At 57.5% G+C, this 17,541-nt stretch carries 18 protein-coding genes; 11 read left to right on the forward strand and 7 right to left on the reverse strand.

Features of this window, described 5'->3' with window-relative positions; all coding sequences use genetic code 11:
• Positions 1-29 precede the first annotated feature (29 nt).
• The 4 genes from K5E19_RS04095 to K5E19_RS04110 form a co-directional block, all read right to left on the reverse strand.
• Positions 30-1,547, reverse strand: coding sequence for a carbohydrate porin (locus K5E19_RS04095; RefSeq protein WP_221550110.1), 1,518 nt, complete (start codon positions 1,545-1,547; stop codon positions 30-32).
• 172 nt (positions 1,548-1,719) lie between these two features.
• Positions 1,720-2,610, reverse strand: a complete 891-nt coding sequence (locus K5E19_RS04100; protein WP_221550111.1) for an aminoimidazole riboside kinase — start codon at positions 2,608-2,610, stop codon at positions 1,720-1,722.
• Positions 2,611-2,710: 100 nt separating this feature from the next.
• A complete protein-coding gene (locus tag K5E19_RS04105) occupies positions 2,711-3,922 on the reverse strand; it encodes a diguanylate phosphodiesterase (RefSeq protein WP_221550112.1) in 1,212 nt (403 codons plus the stop codon).
• Between the two features lie 88 nt (positions 3,923-4,010).
• Entirely contained in the window at positions 4,011-5,486 is a 1,476-nt protein-coding gene (locus K5E19_RS04110; RefSeq protein ID WP_221550113.1) for a carboxylesterase, read from the reverse strand.
• A gap of 266 nt (positions 5,487-5,752) precedes the next feature.
• On the opposite strand from K5E19_RS04110, the gene K5E19_RS04115 reads away from it, so the two are divergent.
• From K5E19_RS04115 to K5E19_RS04145, 7 genes are read left to right on the forward strand one after another with little or no spacing between them, the layout of a single operon-like run.
• Positions 5,753-6,607, forward strand: a complete 855-nt coding sequence (locus K5E19_RS04115; RefSeq protein ID WP_221550114.1) for a MurR/RpiR family transcriptional regulator — start codon at positions 5,753-5,755, stop codon at positions 6,605-6,607.
• A gap of 12 nt (positions 6,608-6,619) precedes the next feature.
• Positions 6,620-7,195, forward strand: coding sequence for a D-alanyl-D-alanine dipeptidase (ddpX, locus tag K5E19_RS04120; protein WP_221550115.1), 576 nt, complete (start codon positions 6,620-6,622; stop codon positions 7,193-7,195).
• Between the two features lie 15 nt (positions 7,196-7,210).
• Positions 7,211-8,743, forward strand: coding sequence for an ABC transporter substrate-binding protein (locus K5E19_RS04125; RefSeq protein WP_221550116.1), 1,533 nt, complete (start codon positions 7,211-7,213; stop codon positions 8,741-8,743).
• Between the two features lie 23 nt (positions 8,744-8,766).
• On the forward strand, positions 8,767-9,789 hold the full coding sequence (locus tag K5E19_RS04130) for an ABC transporter permease (RefSeq protein WP_221550117.1): 1,023 nt from the start codon (positions 8,767-8,769) through the stop codon (positions 9,787-9,789).
• Positions 9,786-10,679 (forward strand): D,D-dipeptide ABC transporter permease, encoded by an 894-nt coding sequence (gene ddpC, locus K5E19_RS04135; protein WP_221550118.1) that lies wholly within the window; start codon positions 9,786-9,788, stop codon positions 10,677-10,679. Before K5E19_RS04130 ends, ddpC begins: the two co-directional genes overlap by 4 nt.
• The gene (locus tag K5E19_RS04140; RefSeq protein ID WP_221550119.1) at positions 10,679-11,665 is read left to right on the forward strand and encodes an ABC transporter ATP-binding protein; all 987 of its coding nucleotides are present in this window, start codon (positions 10,679-10,681) and stop codon (positions 11,663-11,665) included. The genes ddpC and K5E19_RS04140 overlap by 1 nt, the downstream gene beginning before the upstream one ends.
• Positions 11,658-12,587 (forward strand): ABC transporter ATP-binding protein, encoded by a 930-nt coding sequence (locus tag K5E19_RS04145; RefSeq protein ID WP_221550120.1) that lies wholly within the window; start codon positions 11,658-11,660, stop codon positions 12,585-12,587. The genes K5E19_RS04140 and K5E19_RS04145 overlap by 8 nt, the downstream gene beginning before the upstream one ends.
• On the opposite strand, the gene K5E19_RS04150 is transcribed toward K5E19_RS04145, so the two are convergent.
• Positions 12,584-13,333, reverse strand: a complete 750-nt coding sequence (locus tag K5E19_RS04150) for an SDR family oxidoreductase (RefSeq protein ID WP_221550121.1) — start codon at positions 13,331-13,333, stop codon at positions 12,584-12,586. The genes K5E19_RS04145 and K5E19_RS04150 overlap by 4 nt on opposite strands.
• Positions 13,334-13,450: 117 nt before the next feature.
• Here K5E19_RS04150 and K5E19_RS04155 point away from each other — a divergent pair, with 117 nt between their 5' ends.
• The gene (locus K5E19_RS04155) at positions 13,451-14,356 is read left to right on the forward strand and encodes a LysR family transcriptional regulator (RefSeq protein WP_221550122.1); all 906 of its coding nucleotides are present in this window, start codon (positions 13,451-13,453) and stop codon (positions 14,354-14,356) included.
• Positions 14,357-14,380: 24 nt separating this feature from the next.
• On the opposite strand, the gene K5E19_RS04160 is transcribed toward K5E19_RS04155, so the two are convergent.
• Positions 14,381-14,809 (reverse strand): OsmC family protein, encoded by a 429-nt coding sequence (locus K5E19_RS04160; protein ID WP_108417415.1) that lies wholly within the window; start codon positions 14,807-14,809, stop codon positions 14,381-14,383.
• A gap of 101 nt (positions 14,810-14,910) precedes the next feature.
• Positions 14,911-15,804 carry a LysR family transcriptional regulator gene (locus tag K5E19_RS04165; protein WP_221550123.1) on the reverse strand — a complete coding sequence of 298 codons (894 nt, stop codon included), beginning with the start codon at positions 15,802-15,804 and terminating at the stop codon, positions 14,911-14,913.
• Between the two features lie 111 nt (positions 15,805-15,915).
• Here K5E19_RS04165 and K5E19_RS04170 point away from each other — a divergent pair, with 111 nt between their 5' ends.
• The 3 genes from K5E19_RS04170 (at position 15,916) to sra (ending at position 17,448) form a co-directional block, all read left to right on the forward strand.
• Positions 15,916-16,767: a Vmh family MBL fold metallo-hydrolase gene (locus K5E19_RS04170; protein WP_221550124.1), complete on the forward strand. Its 852-nt coding sequence runs from the start codon at positions 15,916-15,918 to the stop codon at positions 16,765-16,767.
• Between the two features lie 232 nt (positions 16,768-16,999).
• Positions 17,000-17,215 (forward strand): biofilm-dependent modulation protein, encoded by a 216-nt coding sequence (gene bdm / locus K5E19_RS04175; protein WP_221550125.1) that lies wholly within the window; start codon positions 17,000-17,002, stop codon positions 17,213-17,215.
• 95 nt (positions 17,216-17,310) lie between these two features.
• Positions 17,311-17,448 (forward strand): stationary-phase-induced ribosome-associated protein, encoded by a 138-nt coding sequence (sra, locus tag K5E19_RS04180; protein ID WP_013096533.1) that lies wholly within the window; start codon positions 17,311-17,313, stop codon positions 17,446-17,448.
• Positions 17,449-17,541: the final 93 nt, after the last annotated feature.

Here is a 17,541-nt window from a genome sequence, read left to right on the forward strand (position 1 = left end):
ACGCTCCCGCCAGGCGGGAGCGTGATGGGTTAAAACCAGGTTTCCATCTGAACCCCAAAGTTCCATTCCCCGCCAGCGTTGAAGCCGCTGCTGCCAAAGGCATCATCGCTGGCGTAATTATCCAGTTTGCTGCTCCAGTCCATCCAGGTGGCAAACAGGCGCAGCTCCGGACGGCTGAAGAAATCGCCGATCTTGCCCGCTTTTAACGTCGGGGCGAAGGTCAGCTTGTAGAAGCTGCCGTTGACCGCGTTGCGATCCTTGTAGCCTTCCGGGTTTAAGTCCATGTACTGATAGCTGCCCTCGAACGCGAGGGCGAAATTCTGCGTGACCTCTTTGATCAGGCGCGTATTCAGGGTGACCCACTCATAGCTGTCGCCTTTCACGTAGCGGTCCTTGCTGCTCTGCGCCAGCACGGCAGGCGCGATATGCCAACCGCCGCCGAGCGGCGTGACACCGTAACTTGCAAAGCGCCAGGTATCAGCCTCCGACAGCAGCGCACCATCCGAACCGATGCTTTTGACCTCGGCTCCCAGACCGTGGCCGTAGAGCAGCGCCGTTTTGGCGGAACCTTCACGCAGCCCGTAGAAACTCTCGTTATGCAGGCCGACCAGGGCGTGCACGCCGTTGTTCGCCGCATCGGTTTTAATCAGATCGCCGTTGCTGTCTTTACGGTCGTCATTATCCTTTGCCCGCAAGCCGCTGACCATCACCTGGAGCGGCCCGGCGAAGTGGTTCATGCTGAGGATGTAGTTCTGAACGTTATTGTCGATCTCCTCTTCGCTGCCAAAGTTACGGCCATAAATCGAGAAGTTGCTGCGCAGGGACTCGTTCCACTTCACGTCATACACGCCGCCGCCGGTTCCGGCGAGAAACACCACGTCGGAGTCCAGCCAGTGAATGTCAAAGTTATCGCGATCGAATCGTTTACCCGCCCAGAAGGTGCTGCCCTTTAGCACGCCGGCAAAATCCGGCAGATTGCCCAGTTCGGCAAAGGCCTGACGAATATTGAGATCGCTGGTATCGGCGGACCAGTCGTTATAGGTCTTCTGGCCGTCGGCAAGCATTGCCTTAAAGCGAGTGGTCGCCCCGCTGTCCAGCGTCTGTTTGTGCTCCACGTTCAGCTCAACGTAGGTGTCTGCTTCGTTACCCAGACGCCCTACCGCACCACCGGTTTCCCCGGCTGGCGTCAGGTATGGACCACTTTTACTGCTGGAGGCCGCGTCGTTCATCAGCAGGCCCGAACGGGCGTAACCGTGGAACTCGAACCCGCTGCTCTGGTCGGCTTTTTTCTCCAGCACCGTCGTTCGTTGCGCCACCTCCTGAGTGGTGGTTTGCGCCTGCTGCTGCGCCGCCACCAGCTGCTGTGTTTTTTGCTCCGCCGCCGTGGCGCGTTTCTCGGCAACCTGTGCGCGGGTTTCCGCAGCCTGGAGGCGCTGCTCCATCGCGGCGAGGCGCGCTTCGATGCTTGTCATATCCGTTTGGGCAAAAACAGAGGTACTGCCGGCCAGCATGCCTATCATCACGGCAAGTCTGCGTTTTTTATACATTTTGTCGCATCCCTAAAAGAATTTATTAAAAGTGCTAAATTGCTAAACCGGTTTAGGTTGCTGATACTAAACCCGTGAAATTTGGATCGGCAACGTTTTTTGCTAAACCGATTTAGTTTGTGTGATCGAGGCGACAATTCAGGCCGCCGACGGGCGGCCATGGGAGGTGAAATTACAGTTCGTGATGGTAAGGCAGCGCGGTCATTGCGCCTTTCGCCGTCGTGGCTAACGCGCCGCAGCGCTGGGCTAATGCGATAACCGGGACAAGCTCCTGACCGGCGGCCAGCCCGTAGAGAAGACCGGCCACGAAGGCATCACCTGCACCGGTCGTATCAACGCACTCCACGGAGGCTGCCGGATAGTGTTTCACGGTGCCATCATGCCAGGCGATAACGCCCTCTTTGCCCAGCGTGACCAGCACCAGACGGGCCGGACAGCGGCGCATGAGCGTTTCCAGCCCGGTTTTTACCTGCGCGTCGTGGGTTAAAAACGTCAGCTCCTCGACGGAGAGTTTGACCACCTCCGCGTGCTGCAAAGCCAGTTCGAGGCAGCGGCGAAGTTCGTTCTCATCTGCCCAGAGATCCGGGCGAATATTGGGGTCGAAACTGACGTAACCGCCCGCTTCTCTGATGGCGTCCATCGCCTGAAACGCCGCTGAGCGGCTCGGTTCTGCGCTTAAGGCGATGGAACAGACGTGCAGCCACTCGCCTGTGCTGAAGGACGGCAGATCGGCAGGTTCCAGAAACAAATCGGCGCTCGGGCGCACCATGAAGGTAAACGAGCGTTCGCCATGGTCATCCAGATCGACAACCACCGTGGAGGTACGATGCGCCGGGTCAAGGCGCATCTGCTGCACCTCAACCTGCTCATCAGCTAATCTCTGATACATAAAGCGGCCAAAAGGATCGTCGCCCACTCTGCCGATAAACGCACTGTTTCCCCCCAGACGCGCAACGCCAACCGCCACGTTTGCCGGCGCGCCGCCGGGGCATTGCAGTAACCTGCCTTCCCCATCTGGCAGGAGATCCACTACGGCATCACCAAGAACCCAGATCTTTTTCATGTCATCCTCTTTGCTAAACTATGTTAAACCGTTTTAGCTATTTAAGCATAGCCTGGCCTAAGGGGGAAATAGTTGAGGAGGAATTGTATGGAATGTGCGATCACCGCGTCATATGTGGCCAGTTAATATCAGACACGCCGTTCAGCTGTGGGCGAGCAAACAAAAAGCCCTGAAAACGGCGTATTCCGGCAGATTCAAGCCAGAACCACTCTTCGAGCTTCTCGATGCCTTCGGCTACCAGGGTAATTTCAAGGTCGGTACAGCAGCTGATGATGGAGCGCACAATCGCCTGCTTCGGGCCGCTCAGGTGAATATTGCTGACAATCTCCCGGTCGATTTTAATTTTATCCGGCTGGAACCGGGTCAGCAGTGAAAGTCCGGCATAGCCAGAGCCAAAATCGTCAATGGCCAGACCAATCCCCTCTGCACGCAGCTGTTTAATGGCGCTGTTGAACTTATTGAAACCGGAAATCATCTCGTTTTCGGTCACTTCGATAATGACCTGCTCCGGCTGTAAGCCGTGCCTGCCGATCTGTTCGACCAGAAACTCAACCGCACCAGGCACATTCACCAGCGACATTGGCAGCAGGTTCACTGCAATTTTGTGACTCCCGATCCCCAGCTTTTCAGCCAGCGCGAAGGCATACGCTTTGGTTTGCAGATCGACCTCGTAAACCTTGTTCGGGTCGAGGGTATTGAAGAAATGCTCCGGGCTTCCGCCGTCATTTCCGCGGATCAGCGCTTCAAAAGAGCTAATTTTGCCTTCTGAAGGCTCGACAATCGGCTGAAGGGCAAACTGGCAGGGTTGATCCGCAAACAGCCCTAAGGTGTGACCAAAAGGCGTGCTCTCGCGGGAAAGCGTCCATTTGTCCGGTTCGAAGTGCGAGCCTGACGATGTCGATTTATTGCCGGTAATAAACGACTGGATAAACTTAAACACCCGATCGTCAGACGTCAGATAACTCTCGAGCTTGCTGTAATGCAGAACCGATTCCAGGACCTCTTTCTGCGACTGGACCTGAAGATCAAACAGCAGCATACCGACGTTGTCGAAACGTCGGCGTGGACCGTAATCCCGCATGAGCTCGACCACGCCTGCATGTCGTTTATCTTCGCGGATCTTATGGAAGAGTTTCACCACGCTCTCTTCCTTCCCTTCGAGAAGTTGCAGAATTTCGCTTCCGTTCGAGAGAAGAATACCGGTGATGTTCTGCCCCGTATTGCGGATCCTGGCCTTTTCAACCAGCGCGCTGAGCTCCGCAGAGCTGCAGGATAAATTCCACTGGCTTCGATAAATAAGAGTAGTAAGCACAGAATTGGGGTCCGAATATGAGGAAAACGTCTGGACGTTACTGTTTAACATACTTCCCCCTTGCGGCCTAATCTATTCATCAAACCAATCAATTCCCGTTGATGCGCCCGTTAATCCGCTCCTGCATATAGTCGTAAAACGGATTCGACGTGACCCGCATAAGCGCATCCTTCCCAACGCTAAGAACCGATGTCTCGCCCCACAGCGCAATGGTCCCCAGACTTATGCCGTAGCGGTTTTTTACCTCCGGATGACGGCCATAAAGGTCATCTTCGGGAGGAAACGGGATGGCCACATGCGAGAGCGAATAGACCTCTTGCGGATACGGCGTCGACAGCGGAACGACCGTTTCACGCATACTCTCCGCAGGGGTAATTTTAGCAACCGTGTCATCACTGTCTGCCCTGCGGTTGGTGATCACCGTGACACTGTAACGCCTTTTTGCCGCAGGCAGGAGATCGGCAAGCGCCGTCCATGAAGAGGGTTTAAACAGAGGGCGGAAACTCGCCGCCTGGTTGATATCAAATACCACCAGTTCACTGCCGTTTGCCGGGAGCTGGTCAAACAGCTCCGTTACCACCGCCCGGGTACTGACCGTTGAATCCATGATGGACTGAAACGCTATCACCGGCGCGAGCTGGTCGATGCGGTGGTTCTGCGCATCATGGCTAAGCTGCTGCTGCAACGCCTGCGTCAGCAACCACGACTGTCGCGCCGCGTTCACCGGAAACGAATTATATTTGTAAGGGTTATATTCCGGGGCAATGTTGAGCCACGCGGCTTTGGCAAATGCCGGTAACATCGCGGGTAGCCCGGCGAATCCGGCAAAACGGGCGAACGCCGTGACGCCAATCATGGGTGACAGCAGAACCAGTTGCTGAGGTTTACGTAACGTCGGGCCGTCGAGCGCATCAAGGGCATACTTCATGGCCAGCGCCCCGCCGTTGGAATACCCCACCAGATGCAGCGGCACGGCATCACCCGCCAGGCGCGTCGCTTCACGCACGGCAAGCCGCGTCGCCGCCATCCACATCTCCCAGTCAACGTCCGTTAACGCGCCGGGCGCGGTGCCATGACCGGGCAGGCGCGGAACGACGGCGACAAAACCGTGCTGCTGATAGTTAACCGCCAGGTGTTTTACGCTGTAAGGCGAATCCGTCAGTCCGTGAAGCAGCACCACCGCCCCGCGCGGTTTGCCTTCCGGCATCAGCACAAATGAACGGTTGGCATCGGGTGAAAACTGTCCGGGCCACACCAGGCTCTGGCGGCTGTAGCGGTTAAGCGGGGTCTGCTCTTCTGCTTCCGTTTTCGCCGTCACCTCGTTTTCCAGCGCGCTGAAAATGGCGTTTTCGCGGGTCAGGTACTGGGCGAAACTTGCCTTGTCCATCTCCTGTACGGACATTTCATCCGCGCGCCAGGTGTGCCAGCGGTGCAGTTCCGGCCCCTGCTGCGAGAGATAAACCCGCACGGCAAGCAGTACAAACAGGATAATCCCCAACACCAGGATACTTTTCTTTGCGAACGCGATCAGCCGCACGCTGACACGCCAGGGCCAATTCGCCATGCCGATTTTCCTTTCCAGCTCAGAGTCCTTCAATCTTAACAAAAATGTGAAGGCACTGACGTATTCACCAAAATCATCCCCTCCGCTTCGACCAATGCACCAAAAGTGAACTACGCTGCACAAATGTTGATCATTGGTTAAATAAATATTGCATTAACTTTGCTGCACAGCGGGTTTTACCTCCTTTGTGAACATGGCACGCGTCCTGCATTGTTAATCAGGTAACAAAAAATCGGCAATTGACAGCCAGTTAACAGCGAGGCGGTATGACGACACAACCTGAAGTGCTGAGCCGCATCGAAGCGACCTTCAGTCAGCTCACGCCAAGCGAAAAGCGGGTGGCGAGCTGGATGCTGGCGCACGCCGCGCAGATCCCGTTTGAAACGGCAGAAAGCGTGGCGCTGATAACCGGGACCAGCGGGATCACCGTCGGGCGCTTCCTGCGCAAGCTGGGCTACCGAAATCTGGACGACGTCAAAAAAAGCCTGCGCGACCCTTATCAGCCCTGGGGCATGAACGAGCGTCTTGACTCGTGGCAACAGCAGCAGCCGCTGTCGGACCGCGTTCAGCACTCGCTTTCCCTGGAAATCGACGCGATTACGCAGGTGTACCAGCTTGCGCAAAGCGAGGCCTTCAGGCAGGTGGTCCAGCAGCTTGCCCGAGCAGACGCTGTATTTGTGCTGGGTATTCAGTCAACGCGCGGGATCGCCAATGCGTTCTTCAGCCATCTGGAATATCTGCGCCCGCGCGTGAGTTACTCCGAAGGGTTATCCGGCAGTTGGGTGGAGTCCCTGAACTCCGGGTTTGCGAACCCCTACGTGGTGCTGACCGATACCCGCGCCTACTCCGCTATCGCCCGTCAGTACTGCCGCGTCGCGAGTGAAAAAGGCATTCCGATGGCGCTCATTACCGATATCTGGTGTCCGTGGGCGCGGGATTACCCCATCGATTTACTGCAGGTGAAAACCGATACCGGGCACTTCTGGGATTCGCTTGCCCCCGTGAGCTGCCTGTTCAACCTGCTGCTCTCGGGCGTGGTGGAAGTACTGGGTGACGCGCTGCCTGAACGCCTCGCGGTGAACCGACAGCTACAACAAGAGTTTGGTCAATTCGAACGCTAAAGGAGTGGATCAATGTCTGACGAGTATCAACTGGTTGATGTGGCGAAGACGTTTCCCGCGCTGCATATCGATCTTAAATACGCCACCGCTGACAACATCACCGGCAGGCCGATTTATCAGGAAGCGCGGTGCTTGCTGCATACCGATGCGGCTACTGCGTTAGCGAAATCGATCGGCATTGCTACCCTGGCCGGACTGAAACTGGTGGTCTACGACGCCTACCGTCCGCAGGAGGCCCAGGCGCAGCTGTGGGATGCCTGCCCAAACCCGGAATACGTGGTTGATGTGGCCATTGGCTCGAACCACAGCCGGGGGACCGCCATCGACGTCACTTTGATGGATGAACGGGGTCACGTGCTGGACATGGGCGCCGGGTTTGACGAAATGCACGACCGCTCGCATCCGTATCACCCTTCCGTCCCGCCGCAGGCACAGCGCAACCGCCTGCTGCTCAACGCCATTATGTTTGGCGGCGGATTCGTGGGCATCAGCAGCGAGTGGTGGCATTTCGAGCTGCCAAACGCCGCAGGCTACCCGCTGTTAGACGATCAATTTCCCTGTTTTTCGACCACACACGCTGCACGTTAATACTGGAGCCCGGCCATGAAAAAAACGCTTCTGACCACGCTGATCGCCGCTACGCTGGCGTTAACTTCTCCCGCTGCACTGGCAGCCGTCCCCAAAGATATGCTGGTGATCGGCAAGGCGGCCGATCCGCAAACCCTCGACCCGGCGGTGACGATTGATAACAACGACTGGACGGTCACCTATCCGTCCTATCAACGTCTGGTGAAATACAAGCCGGGCACGACCGAGGTGGAAGGCGATCTGTCGACGGGCTGGAAAGCGTCCGACGACCAGAAAGAGTGGACATTTACCCTCACGGACAACGCCAGATTCTCGGACGGTACGCCGGTCACCGCCGAGGCGGTGAAGCTATCCTTCGAACGCCTGCTGAAAATCGCTCAGGGCCCGTCGGAAGCCTTCCCGAAAGATTTGAAGATTGATGCGGTTGATGAGCACACGGTGAAATTTACCCTCAGCCAGCCGTTTGCCCCGTTCCTCTATACGCTGGCGAACGATGGTGCCTCCATCATTAACCCGGCGGTGCTGAAAGCCAATGCCGCCGACGATGCGCGCGGTTTTCTGGCGCAGAACACGGCGGGATCTGGGCCGTTTATGCTGAAAAGCTGGCAGAAAGGCCAGCAGCTGGTGCTGGTACCGAACCCACACTGGCCGGGCGACAAGCCGCACTTTAAGCGCGTGTCGGTGAAGATCATCGGCGAGAGCGCATCGCGCCGCCTGCAGCTTTCCCGTGGCGATCTGGACATCGCCGACTCTCTGCCGGTGGATCAGCTTTCCGCCCTCAAGCAGGAAGGCAAAGTGGCCGTCGCGGAATACCCGTCCCTGCGCGTGACCTATCTCTATCTGAACAACAGCAAAGCGCCGATGAACCAGGTTGATTTACGCCGGGCGGTCTCCTGGGCCACGGACTATCAGGGGATGGTTAAAGGTATTTTGAGCGGCAACGGCAAACAGATGCGCGGCCCGATTCCGGACGGCATGTGGGGCTATGACGCCACCGCCATGCAGTACAGCTTTGATGAGGCCAAAGCCAAAGCGGCGCTGGAAAAAGTGAAGGATAAACCCGCCAGCCTGACGTTCCTCTATTCCGACAACGATCCGAACTGGGAGCCGATCGCCCTCTCAACCCAGGCGAGCCTCGGCAAGCTCGGGATTAACGTCAAGCTGGAGAAACTGGCCAACGCCACCATGCGCGACCGCGTGGGCAAAGGCGATTACGACATCGCCATCGGCAACTGGAGCCCGGACTTTGCCGACCCGTATATGTTCATGAACTACTGGTTCGAATCGGACAAAAAAGGGCTGCCGGGCAACCGCTCGTTCTATGAGAACAAAGAGGTCGACGCTCTGCTTCAGGCGGCGCTGAAAACCACTGACCAGGCCGAGCGCACCAAAGACTACCAGCAGGCGCAAAAAGTGGTGATTGACGAGGCGGCCTACGTTTATCTGTTCCAGAAAAACTACCAGCTGGCGATGAACAAAGAGGTCAAAGGCTTCACCTTTAATCCGATGCTCGAGCAGGTGTTCAACATCGCCACCATGAGCAAGTAGCGGCTCTCGCCGGGGGAAAATGTATGACGTTCTGGAGCATTGTGCGCCAGCGCTGCTGGGGGTTACTCCTGGTGGTGGCCGGTGTCTGTATTATCACCTTTGTTATTTCACACATGATCCCCGGCGACCCGGCCCGCCTGCTGGCCGGTGACCGCGCCAGCGAAGAAATGGTTCAGAGCATCCGTCAGCAGCTGGGGCTGGACCAGCCGCTCTGGGTCCAGTTTGGTCGCTACGTGGACGCGCTGGCGCACGGTGATTTAGGCACCTCCATCCGCACAGGGCGGCCGGTGGCGGAAGATTTGAAGGCCTTTTTCCCCGCCACGCTGGAACTGGCCTTTTGCTCCCTGCTGCTGGCGCTGGTGATTGGCGTGCCGCTGGGCATTTTATCCGCGGTCTACCGTAACCGCTGGCTGGATCACCTGGTGCGGCTGATGGCGATGACCGGCATCTCCACGCCCGCGTTTTGGCTGGGGCTGGGGGTGATTGTTCTGTTCTACGGACAACTGCAAATTCTCCCGGGCGGCGGCAGGCTTGACGACTGGCTCGACCCGCCCGCGCACGTGACCGGGTTTTATCTGCTGGATGCGCTGCTGGAGGGCAACGGCGAGGTGTTCTTCAACGCGCTGCAGCACCTGATTTTACCTTCGCTCACCCTGGCGTTTGTTCACCTGGGGATTGTAGCGCGACAGGTACGCTCGGCGATGCTGGAGCAGCTCAGCGAAGATTACATCCGTACCGCCCGCGCCAGCGGCCTGCCGGGCTGGTACATCGTCCTGCGCTATGCCCTGCCCAATGCGATGATCCCGTCGATTACGGTGCTCGGGCTGGCGCTGGGCGATCTGCTTTACGGTGCGGTGTTGACCGAAACCGTCTTTGCCTGGCCGGGAATGGGGGCCTGGGTGGTGACCTCTATTCAGGCGCTGGATTTCCCGGCGGTGATGGGCTTCGCGGTGGTGGTGTCGCTGGCGTATGTCTTCGTTAATCTGGTGGTGGATCTGCTCTATCTGTGGATTGACCCACGAATCGGGCGCGGAGGTGCCGAATGATGTTAACTCAGGAAACGTCCGTCCCCGTAAAACCTGCAAAGCAGCGCATCAACTGGGCAAAGCTGTTCTGGATGCTGCGCCAAAGCCCGCTGACGCTGGTTGGCGGCGTGATTATGCTGCTGATGCTGGCGCTGATGGTGACATCACCGTGGATCGTACCGCACGACCCGAACGCGCTCGACCTGACCGCCCGCCTGCAGGCACCGTCTGCGCAACACTGGTTTGGCACCGATGAAGTGGGCCGCGATCTGTTCAGCCGGGTGCTGATCGGCAGCCAGCAGTCCATAACCGCAGGGTTAGCCGTGGTGGCGATCGCGGGCGGTATCGGCTCGCTGCTTGGCTGTCTGTCCGGCGTGCTGGGCGGGCGCGGTGACGCCATTATCATGCGGATCATGGACATTATGCTCTCCATCCCTTCGCTGGTGCTGACGATGGCGCTGGCCGCCGCGCTCGGCCCAAGCCTGTTTAACGCCATGCTGGCGATTGCGATTGTGCGCATTCCGTTTTACGTCCGCCTGGCGCGCGGGCAAACGCTGGTGGTGCGCCAGTTTACCTACGTGCAGGCCGCACGCACCTTTGGCGCTTCGCGTTGGCACTTGATCAGCTGGCACATCCTGCGCAACGCACTGCCGCCGCTGATTGTGCAGGCCTCGCTGGATATCGGCAGCGCGATCCTGATGGCCGCCACGCTGGGCTTCATTGGTTTAGGCGCGCAGCAGCCCACCGCCGAATGGGGTGCGATGGTCGCCGTTGGCCGCAACTACGTGCTTGACCAGTGGTGGTACTGCGCCTTTCCGGGAGCGGCGATTCTGATCACCGCTGTCGGTTTTAACCTGTTTGGCGACGGGATCCGCGACCTGCTGGATCCGAAATCGGGAGGAAAACAGTGATGAGTGATGCCGTTTTAACGATAGAAGATCTCCACCTGAGCTTCCCGATTTTTCGCGGCGACGTTCATGCGCTTAACCACGTGTCGCTGGAGATCAAACGCGGGGAAATCGTCGGCGTGGTGGGTGAATCCGGTTCGGGCAAATCGGTGACGGCGATGCTGGCGATGCGCCTGCTGCCGGAAGGCAGCTACCATGTTCATCACGGAAAGGTCACTCTGCTGGGTGAAGACGTGCTGAACGCCACGGAAAAACAGCTTCGCCAGTGGCGCGGCGCGAAGGTGGCGATGATTTTTCAGGAGCCGATGACGGCGCTCAATCCCACCCGGCGCATCGGCAAACAGATGGTGGAGGTGATCCGTCAGCATCAGCCGCTTTCCCGGCGGGAGGCGCAGCAAAAAGCGATTAGCCTGCTGGAGGAGATGCAAATCCCCGACGCGGCCAGAGTGATGGAGCGCTATCCGTTTGAGCTTTCCGGCGGCATGCGTCAGCGGGTGATGATTGCCCTTGCCTTCTCCTGCGAGCCGGAGCTGATCGTTGCGGATGAGCCCACCACCGCGCTGGATGTGACCGTCCAGCTGCAGGTGTTGCGGCTACTGAAACATAAAGCGCGCGCCAGCGGCACCTCGGTGCTGTTTATCAGCCACGATATGGCCGTGGTGTCGCAGCTTTGTGACCGGATGTACGTGATGTATGCAGGGAGCGTGATAGCGAGCGGCGCCACGCAGACGTTAATTCACCATCCCGTTCATCCCTATTCCATCGGCCTGCTGCAGTGCGCTCCGGAAAACGGAGAGCCTCGCAACGTTCTCCCCGCCATTCCCGGCACGGTACCCAACCTGAGCCAGCTTCCGCGCGGGTGTGCATTTCGCGAGCGCTGCTTTGCCGCTGGCGCGAAATGCGGCGAAACGCCCCGCCTGATGCCACATGGCGCTGAAGACCAACAGGCGGCATGCTGGTACCCGCAACAGGGGGCACACCATGTCTGACATTCTGCTGGAACTGAACAACGTGCACCTGAACTTTACCGCGCGCAAAAACTGGCTGGGGCGCGTTACCGAGCAGGTTCACGCCCTCAACGGGCTGGATCTCCAGCTCCATCGGGGCGAAACGCTGGGCATTGTTGGAGAGTCCGGCTGCGGCAAAAGCACGCTGGCGCAGCTGCTGATGGGAATGCTCAAACCCAGTACCGGCGTCTGCCAGCGGACAGACCATGCTGGCGATATGCAGATGGTGTTTCAGGATCCGCTCTCGTCGCTCGATCCGCGTTTGCCGGTCTGGCGGATTATCACCGAGCCAGTGTGGGTGCAAAAACGCAGCAGCGTACGTGAACGTCGCCTGCTTGCTGAGGACCTGGCGCTGCAGGTCGGCATTCGCCCGGAATACCTCGACAGGCTTCCCCACGCCTTTTCGGGCGGCCAGCGCCAGCGCATCGCCATCGCCCGTGCGCTCTCCTCCGATCCTGACGTCATCGTGCTGGATGAACCCACCAGCGCGCTGGATATCTCCGTGCAGGCGCAGATCCTCAATCTGCTGGTCAAGCTGCAGCAGCAGCGCAATCTCACCTACGTGCTGATTTCGCATAACGTCTCGGTGGTCCGGCACATGAGCGACCGCGTGGCGGTGATGTATCTGGGGCAAATCGTTGAGCTGGGAAGCGCCGCGCAGGTTCTGGGGGATCCTCAGCATCCGTATACCCGGCTGCTGCTGGACTCCGTCCCAAAAACCGGCGTGCCGCTGGATGAGGCGCTGGCGCTGCGTAAAACGGATCTTCCGGGCAATCGTCATCTGCCTGAAGGCTGTTATTTCCGCGACCGCTGCCCGATGGCAGCACAGGGATGTGAACGCCCTCAGCCGTTACAGCCCTCACGTGAGGGCCGGAACGTGCGCTGCTGGCGAAATGCGGGTTAGATTTGCGCCATCCCGCCGTCGACAAACAGCTCGACGGCGTTAATAAAGCTGGCCGCGTCGGAAGCCAGAAACGCCACCGCTTTGCCAACTTCTCCCGGTGCGCCTAAGCGGCCCAGCGGAACCTGAGCGGCCAATGCGTCGTAAAGCCCCTGGCGCTGGGATTCCGGCACAAGGTCACCCAGTCCTGGGGTTTTGACTGGACCAGGGCTGACGACGTTGACGCGAATGCCCCGCCCCTGCAAATCCAGTGCCCAGGAGCGGGCAAAGTTACGCACGGCGGCCTTACTGGCGCTGTACACGCTGAAGTTGGCGGTCCCTTTCACCGACACGGTCGATCCTGTAAGGATGATGGATGAGCCGGTGACCAACAGCGGCAGCGCTTTTTGTACCGTAAACAGCACGCCCCGCACGTTGGTGCCGAAGATCCGGTCAAACTGCTCTTCGGTGATGGCCCCGAGCGGCAGCATGTCCCCGCCACCGGCGTTAGCAAACAGGATATCCAGGTGACCTGCTTCCTGTGCAATTTGGGCGTAGATCCGGTCGAGATCGGCAAGCAAAGAGACGTCTGCACGGATACCCACCGCAGCGGCACCGACGCTGGCAACGGCGGCGTCCAGTTCGGCCTGGCGGCGACCGGTGATATAGACCTTAGCACCCTGTGCCGCCAGCTCCTGCGCGGTTGCCAGACCAATACCTGTGCTGCCGCCGGTAACAAGTGCGATTTTTCCTGCGAGTGTTGTGTTCATCGTATTCACCTTTAATGAGGGGGTTGGGTTGAGCACACTTTATCGCTGGCGTTATTGGTGAAAAATGGGCAAAAATGAAAATGACTATTCACACAGAGAAATAATCCGGGGGATCGCATGGATCAATTACTGGCGATGCGGGCGTTTACGCGAGTCGTCGAATCCGGCAGCTTCACGCGTGCGGCAGATTCTCTGAACATGCCGATCGCCACGCTAAGCAAGCTGGTTAAATCGCTGGAAACGCATCTGGAAACGAGGCTGCTGCACCGGACGACCCGCCGCGTCGTAACGACGCTGGAGGGGACGGAATACTATGAAAAAGCCCTGCGGGTGCTGATTGATATTGAGGATATCGACACCTCGTTTCGCGCCTCCTGCTGTACGCCGAAAGGGCATTTGCGCATTGACGTCGGCGGCTCCACCGCCCGCGACGTGCTGATCCCCCTTCTGCCGGATTTTATGCAGCGGTATCCGGATATTCGCATCGATCTGGGCGTGGCTGACCGGCCGGTAGATTTGATAGGCGGCAACGTGGACTGCGTGATCCGCGGTGGCCCGCTTGATGATTCAACGCTGATCGCCCGCCGCATCGGGGAGGCGGAAAGGGTAACCTGTGCGTCACCCGACTATTTGAAGCGTCACGGTATTCCCGCGTACCCGCAAGAGCTGCGCAATGGGCACAAGCTGGTGAGCTATCTCTCCCCCGTGACCGGACGGGCGTTTCCTTTTCGCTTCAGAGAAAACGGCGAGGCGCTGGAAATCAGCGTGCTGCACCATCTTGGGGTGAACGAAAGCAATGCGCACCTGGCGGCGGCAGTCGCGGGGCTGGGAATTATTCAGACTTTTGGCTACGCGGCCCGCTCCTCTTTGAGAACCGGATCGCTAGTTGAAATCCTTCATGACTGGCGTCCGACGGATTATCCTTTTCACGTGGTTTATCCGCAAAACCGGCATTTAACGCATCGCCTGCGGGCATTTATTGCGTGGCTGGGTGAAGTGTTCCCGACAGCGTTGAAGGGCTAGCCGGGCGGGCGCCCGGCTTTTGACTTAGTTGAGCTTATAGTCCAGCGTGATTTCTGCTTTTAATACCTGCGATACCGGGCATCCAGCTTTGGCCTTCTGGATGATGCCGTCGAATTTCTGCGGGTCAATACCCGGTACGGTGACCTTACTGGTCAGCGCAATTTTTGTAATCGCAAAACCACCGTCGGTTTTATCCAGTGAGACATCCGCCGTGGTATCAATAGAATCCGCGGTGAAGCCCGCTTCACCAATCATCAGCGACAGCGCCATTGAGAAACAGGCGGCGTGCGCTGCGCCAATCAACTCTTCCGGGTTCGTGCCCTTAGCGCCTTCAAAACGGGTGTTAAAGCCGTAAGGTTGTTGATTCAGGACGCCGCTTTCCGTTGAAACCGTCCCTTTTCCTGATTTGATGTCACCAGACCAGTGTGCCGAACCGTGCTTATGAATCGTCATTCTTGCTCTCCTTTTGGCTTACAAAGGGTTAAGTATAGACTATGCCTCTGGCACTCCTCTGAACCCAGACAATTCCGTAACTGACCTTTATTTAATAACCATCAGCCCTGCTGTGCGTCGTTTGACAGATAGCGCGCAATTTCGTCCAGAAAGACGCGCAGCGCCGCGGGCTGATATTCACGGGACTGATAAATACCGTGGATGGCTAAGGTTTTGGGTTTCAGCCCGCTCAGCAGCGGGACCAGCGTACCCTGCTCAATCGCGGCGTGTGCCTCCTGCTCTGGCAGCATCGCAATGCCGCAGTGCTTCTCTGCCGCCTCCATCAACAATGATGAGATGCTGGCGCTGAGGTTGCCGCTTACGGCGACGCTGACGTTTTCTCCTTCCGGCGTCAGGAAGTGCCACGACTGGCCCGCGAAAAAGCTGTAGTGCAGGCAGTTGTGCTGCGCGAGATCATCCGCATGCGCTGGCGTGCCGTGGGTAGCGAGGTACTGCGGCGATGCACAGAGCACGGAGCGGCACTCCCCCAGCCTGCGGGCAATCATTCCCGGCTCCGGGTTATCCGTGATGCGGATCGCCACGTCAATCCGTTCTCCGACAAGGCTCACCGGATGGTTGTTCACGTCCAGCTCAACGCGTAGCTGCGGATACCGGGACAACAGATCGGGCAGCACCGGCGCGATAATGTGCATAGCGGTAAAATGCGCGCAGGCCACCCGCAGCGTGCCTGAAGGCAAATCTTTTGCCGACTGATCTTCAATTTCCTGGGACAGTTGCGAAAGCGTGCGCGTTTTTTGCAGCACCTTTTCCCCTGCAGCCGTCAGCGTCAGCTTGCGCGTCGAACGGTTTACCAGCCGCGTTCCCGCCCACTTTTCCATCTGTTCCAGATAGCGGCTGACCATAGGGCGAGAAATACCCAGCGCGCGGGCTGCCGCACTGAGGCTCCCCAGCTCGCATATTCGGTTATAGACCTGGGCGGCGATAACGCGATCCATACAGAACTCCATTTGCTCGATTTATGAAACAAAGCATGTCTTGTTTCAGGAATTCTGGCAAATGCGAATATCCGTACAATAGCGATATTCCTGAACAACAGAGACAACAGCATGAAATTCACTCACCTTGCCCTGCTTTCCACCCTTTTCACGCCGGCTGTGTTTGCGGCCCCGTTGACCATTGATACCTATAACCCGCAGGAAAAAGGCATTTTCGCGGTCTCCTCCACGCTGGTCTCCGGTCCGAAAGAGGCGGTGCTGTTTGACGCGCAGTTCAGCGTGAAGGATGGCGAAGCGCTGGTAGAAAAAATCCGCAAAAGCGGCAAAATCCTGAACAAGATTGTGATCACCTCCGGCGATCCGGATTTCTATTTTGGTCTTCAGCCGCTGGTGAAAGCTTTCCCGAATGCCAAAGTAGTGGCCACGCAGCATGTGGTTGACCATATCAAAGCCACCAAAGATGCCAAGCTCGCCTTCTGGGGCCCGCAGATGAAAGACGGCGCGCCAACGGAGTTGGTCGTCCCGCAGGTGCTTGCCTCCACCACCTTTATGGTTGACGGAGAAAAGGTCGATATTGAGGAGCCAGACAGCTACGCGGCCTACGTGTGGATCCCGTCAGCGAAGACTATCCTCGGCGGCACCGGGGTCTCCTGGGGTATTCACGTCTGGACGGCGGATACCCAAACGCCGGCTCGCCGTCAGCAGTGGCAGGAAACCCTGGATAAAATGGCCGCGCACAAGCCTGAGCGCGTGGTCCCGGGCCACTACCTCGGTACGCCGCCAGCCGGAACCGGCGCGATCGACTTTACCCGCGACTATCTGCATCACTTTGAAAAAGCCTTATCGGCGCATAAAGATTCTGCAGGCGTCATCAGCACCCTGAAAAAACAGTATCCGGGTCTGGCTGAAGAGAGCTCACTGGAATTAAGCGCTAAGGTAAATACTGGCGAAATGAAGTGGTAATTTAAAATCTGCTCCTGCTATATTTCCGTGATAGCAGGGGCATCACCAAAATATCCCCGCCGTTACCCGTCGAGTTGCCCACGCATTTTAAAAGCGTATAAAAGCATGCACTTATGTCATTTTTATTTCTAAGATGAATCTGAGACACAACCGGGAAAATATTTGCCATTCTGTTTATGAATTAAATTTTTTGCGAGCCGTACCATTAAACAGACAACGACACGGAGGCAGCATGTTTACTTATTACCCGGCTAATACCGCAGCAGCACAACCTGAACTCGTTAACGCGATTGCGCAGGGTCTTCACGCCGAGCACGGTGCTGTGACTGAAGATGACATTTTGATGGAACTGACCAAGTGGGTGGAATCCACAGACAATGACATCCTCAGTGACATCTACCAGCAGACCATTAACTATGTCGTTAGCGGGCGAAACGCACCTTTGTAAAAAACTGCTAAGCTGGATCTGCAACCTAAGGGGTTACATTTCGTTTGCGTAAGCAAGCTTGTCCTTAAAACTATCAACAGGATTGAGGAGTTAATATGAAATCGAACCGTCAGGCACGCCATATTCTGGGACTGAACTACAAGCTTTCAAACCAACGTAAAGTGGTGATTGAGGGCGACAGCGAAACGCAGGTCACCCACGCCACGGGCAGAAAACGCCACGCAGGCAAGTAAGTTCCGGTAAGACATTCACGACACCATCGGTAATCCCGATGGTGTTTTTGTTTATGTGTTGCGGTAATTAATATTTAGCTCCTTTATAATACC

Source organism: Enterobacter sp. RIT637, assembly GCF_019718755.1.
GTDB lineage: Bacteria > Pseudomonadota > Gammaproteobacteria > Enterobacterales > Enterobacteriaceae > Enterobacter.

What these genes read in the sequence shown, in the direction of transcription:
- K5E19_RS04095 (WP_221550110.1), bottom strand. Translation starts at nt 1,547, where the DNA reads ATGTATAAAAAACGCAGACTTGCCGTGATGATAGGCATGCTGGCCGGC.
- K5E19_RS04100 (WP_221550111.1), bottom strand. Translation starts at nt 2,610, where the DNA reads ATGAAAAAGATCTGGGTTCTTGGTGATGCCGTAGTGGATCTCCTGCCA.
- K5E19_RS04110 (WP_221550113.1), bottom strand. Translation starts at nt 5,486, where the DNA reads ATGGCGAATTGGCCCTGGCGTGTCAGCGTGCGGCTGATCGCGTTCGCA.
- K5E19_RS04115 (WP_221550114.1), top strand. Translation starts at nt 5,753, where the DNA reads ATGACGACACAACCTGAAGTGCTGAGCCGCATCGAAGCGACCTTCAGT.
- ddpX (WP_221550115.1), top strand. Translation starts at nt 6,620, where the DNA reads ATGTCTGACGAGTATCAACTGGTTGATGTGGCGAAGACGTTTCCCGCG.
- K5E19_RS04125 (WP_221550116.1), top strand. Translation starts at nt 7,211, where the DNA reads ATGAAAAAAACGCTTCTGACCACGCTGATCGCCGCTACGCTGGCGTTA.
- K5E19_RS04130 (WP_221550117.1), top strand. Translation starts at nt 8,767, where the DNA reads ATGACGTTCTGGAGCATTGTGCGCCAGCGCTGCTGGGGGTTACTCCTG.
- ddpC (WP_221550118.1), top strand. Translation starts at nt 9,786, where the DNA reads ATGATGTTAACTCAGGAAACGTCCGTCCCCGTAAAACCTGCAAAGCAG.
- K5E19_RS04140 (WP_221550119.1), top strand. Translation starts at nt 10,679, where the DNA reads ATGAGTGATGCCGTTTTAACGATAGAAGATCTCCACCTGAGCTTCCCG.
- K5E19_RS04145 (WP_221550120.1), top strand. Translation starts at nt 11,658, where the DNA reads ATGTCTGACATTCTGCTGGAACTGAACAACGTGCACCTGAACTTTACC.
- K5E19_RS04150 (WP_221550121.1), bottom strand. Translation starts at nt 13,333, where the DNA reads ATGAACACAACACTCGCAGGAAAAATCGCACTTGTTACCGGCGGCAGC.
- K5E19_RS04155 (WP_221550122.1), top strand. Translation starts at nt 13,451, where the DNA reads ATGGATCAATTACTGGCGATGCGGGCGTTTACGCGAGTCGTCGAATCC.
- K5E19_RS04160 (WP_108417415.1), bottom strand. Translation starts at nt 14,809, where the DNA reads ATGACGATTCATAAGCACGGTTCGGCACACTGGTCTGGTGACATCAAA.
- K5E19_RS04165 (WP_221550123.1), bottom strand. Translation starts at nt 15,804, where the DNA reads ATGGATCGCGTTATCGCCGCCCAGGTCTATAACCGAATATGCGAGCTG.
- K5E19_RS04170 (WP_221550124.1), top strand. Translation starts at nt 15,916, where the DNA reads ATGAAATTCACTCACCTTGCCCTGCTTTCCACCCTTTTCACGCCGGCT.
- bdm (WP_221550125.1), top strand. Translation starts at nt 17,000, where the DNA reads ATGTTTACTTATTACCCGGCTAATACCGCAGCAGCACAACCTGAACTC.
- sra (WP_013096533.1), top strand. Translation starts at nt 17,311, where the DNA reads ATGAAATCGAACCGTCAGGCACGCCATATTCTGGGACTGAACTACAAG.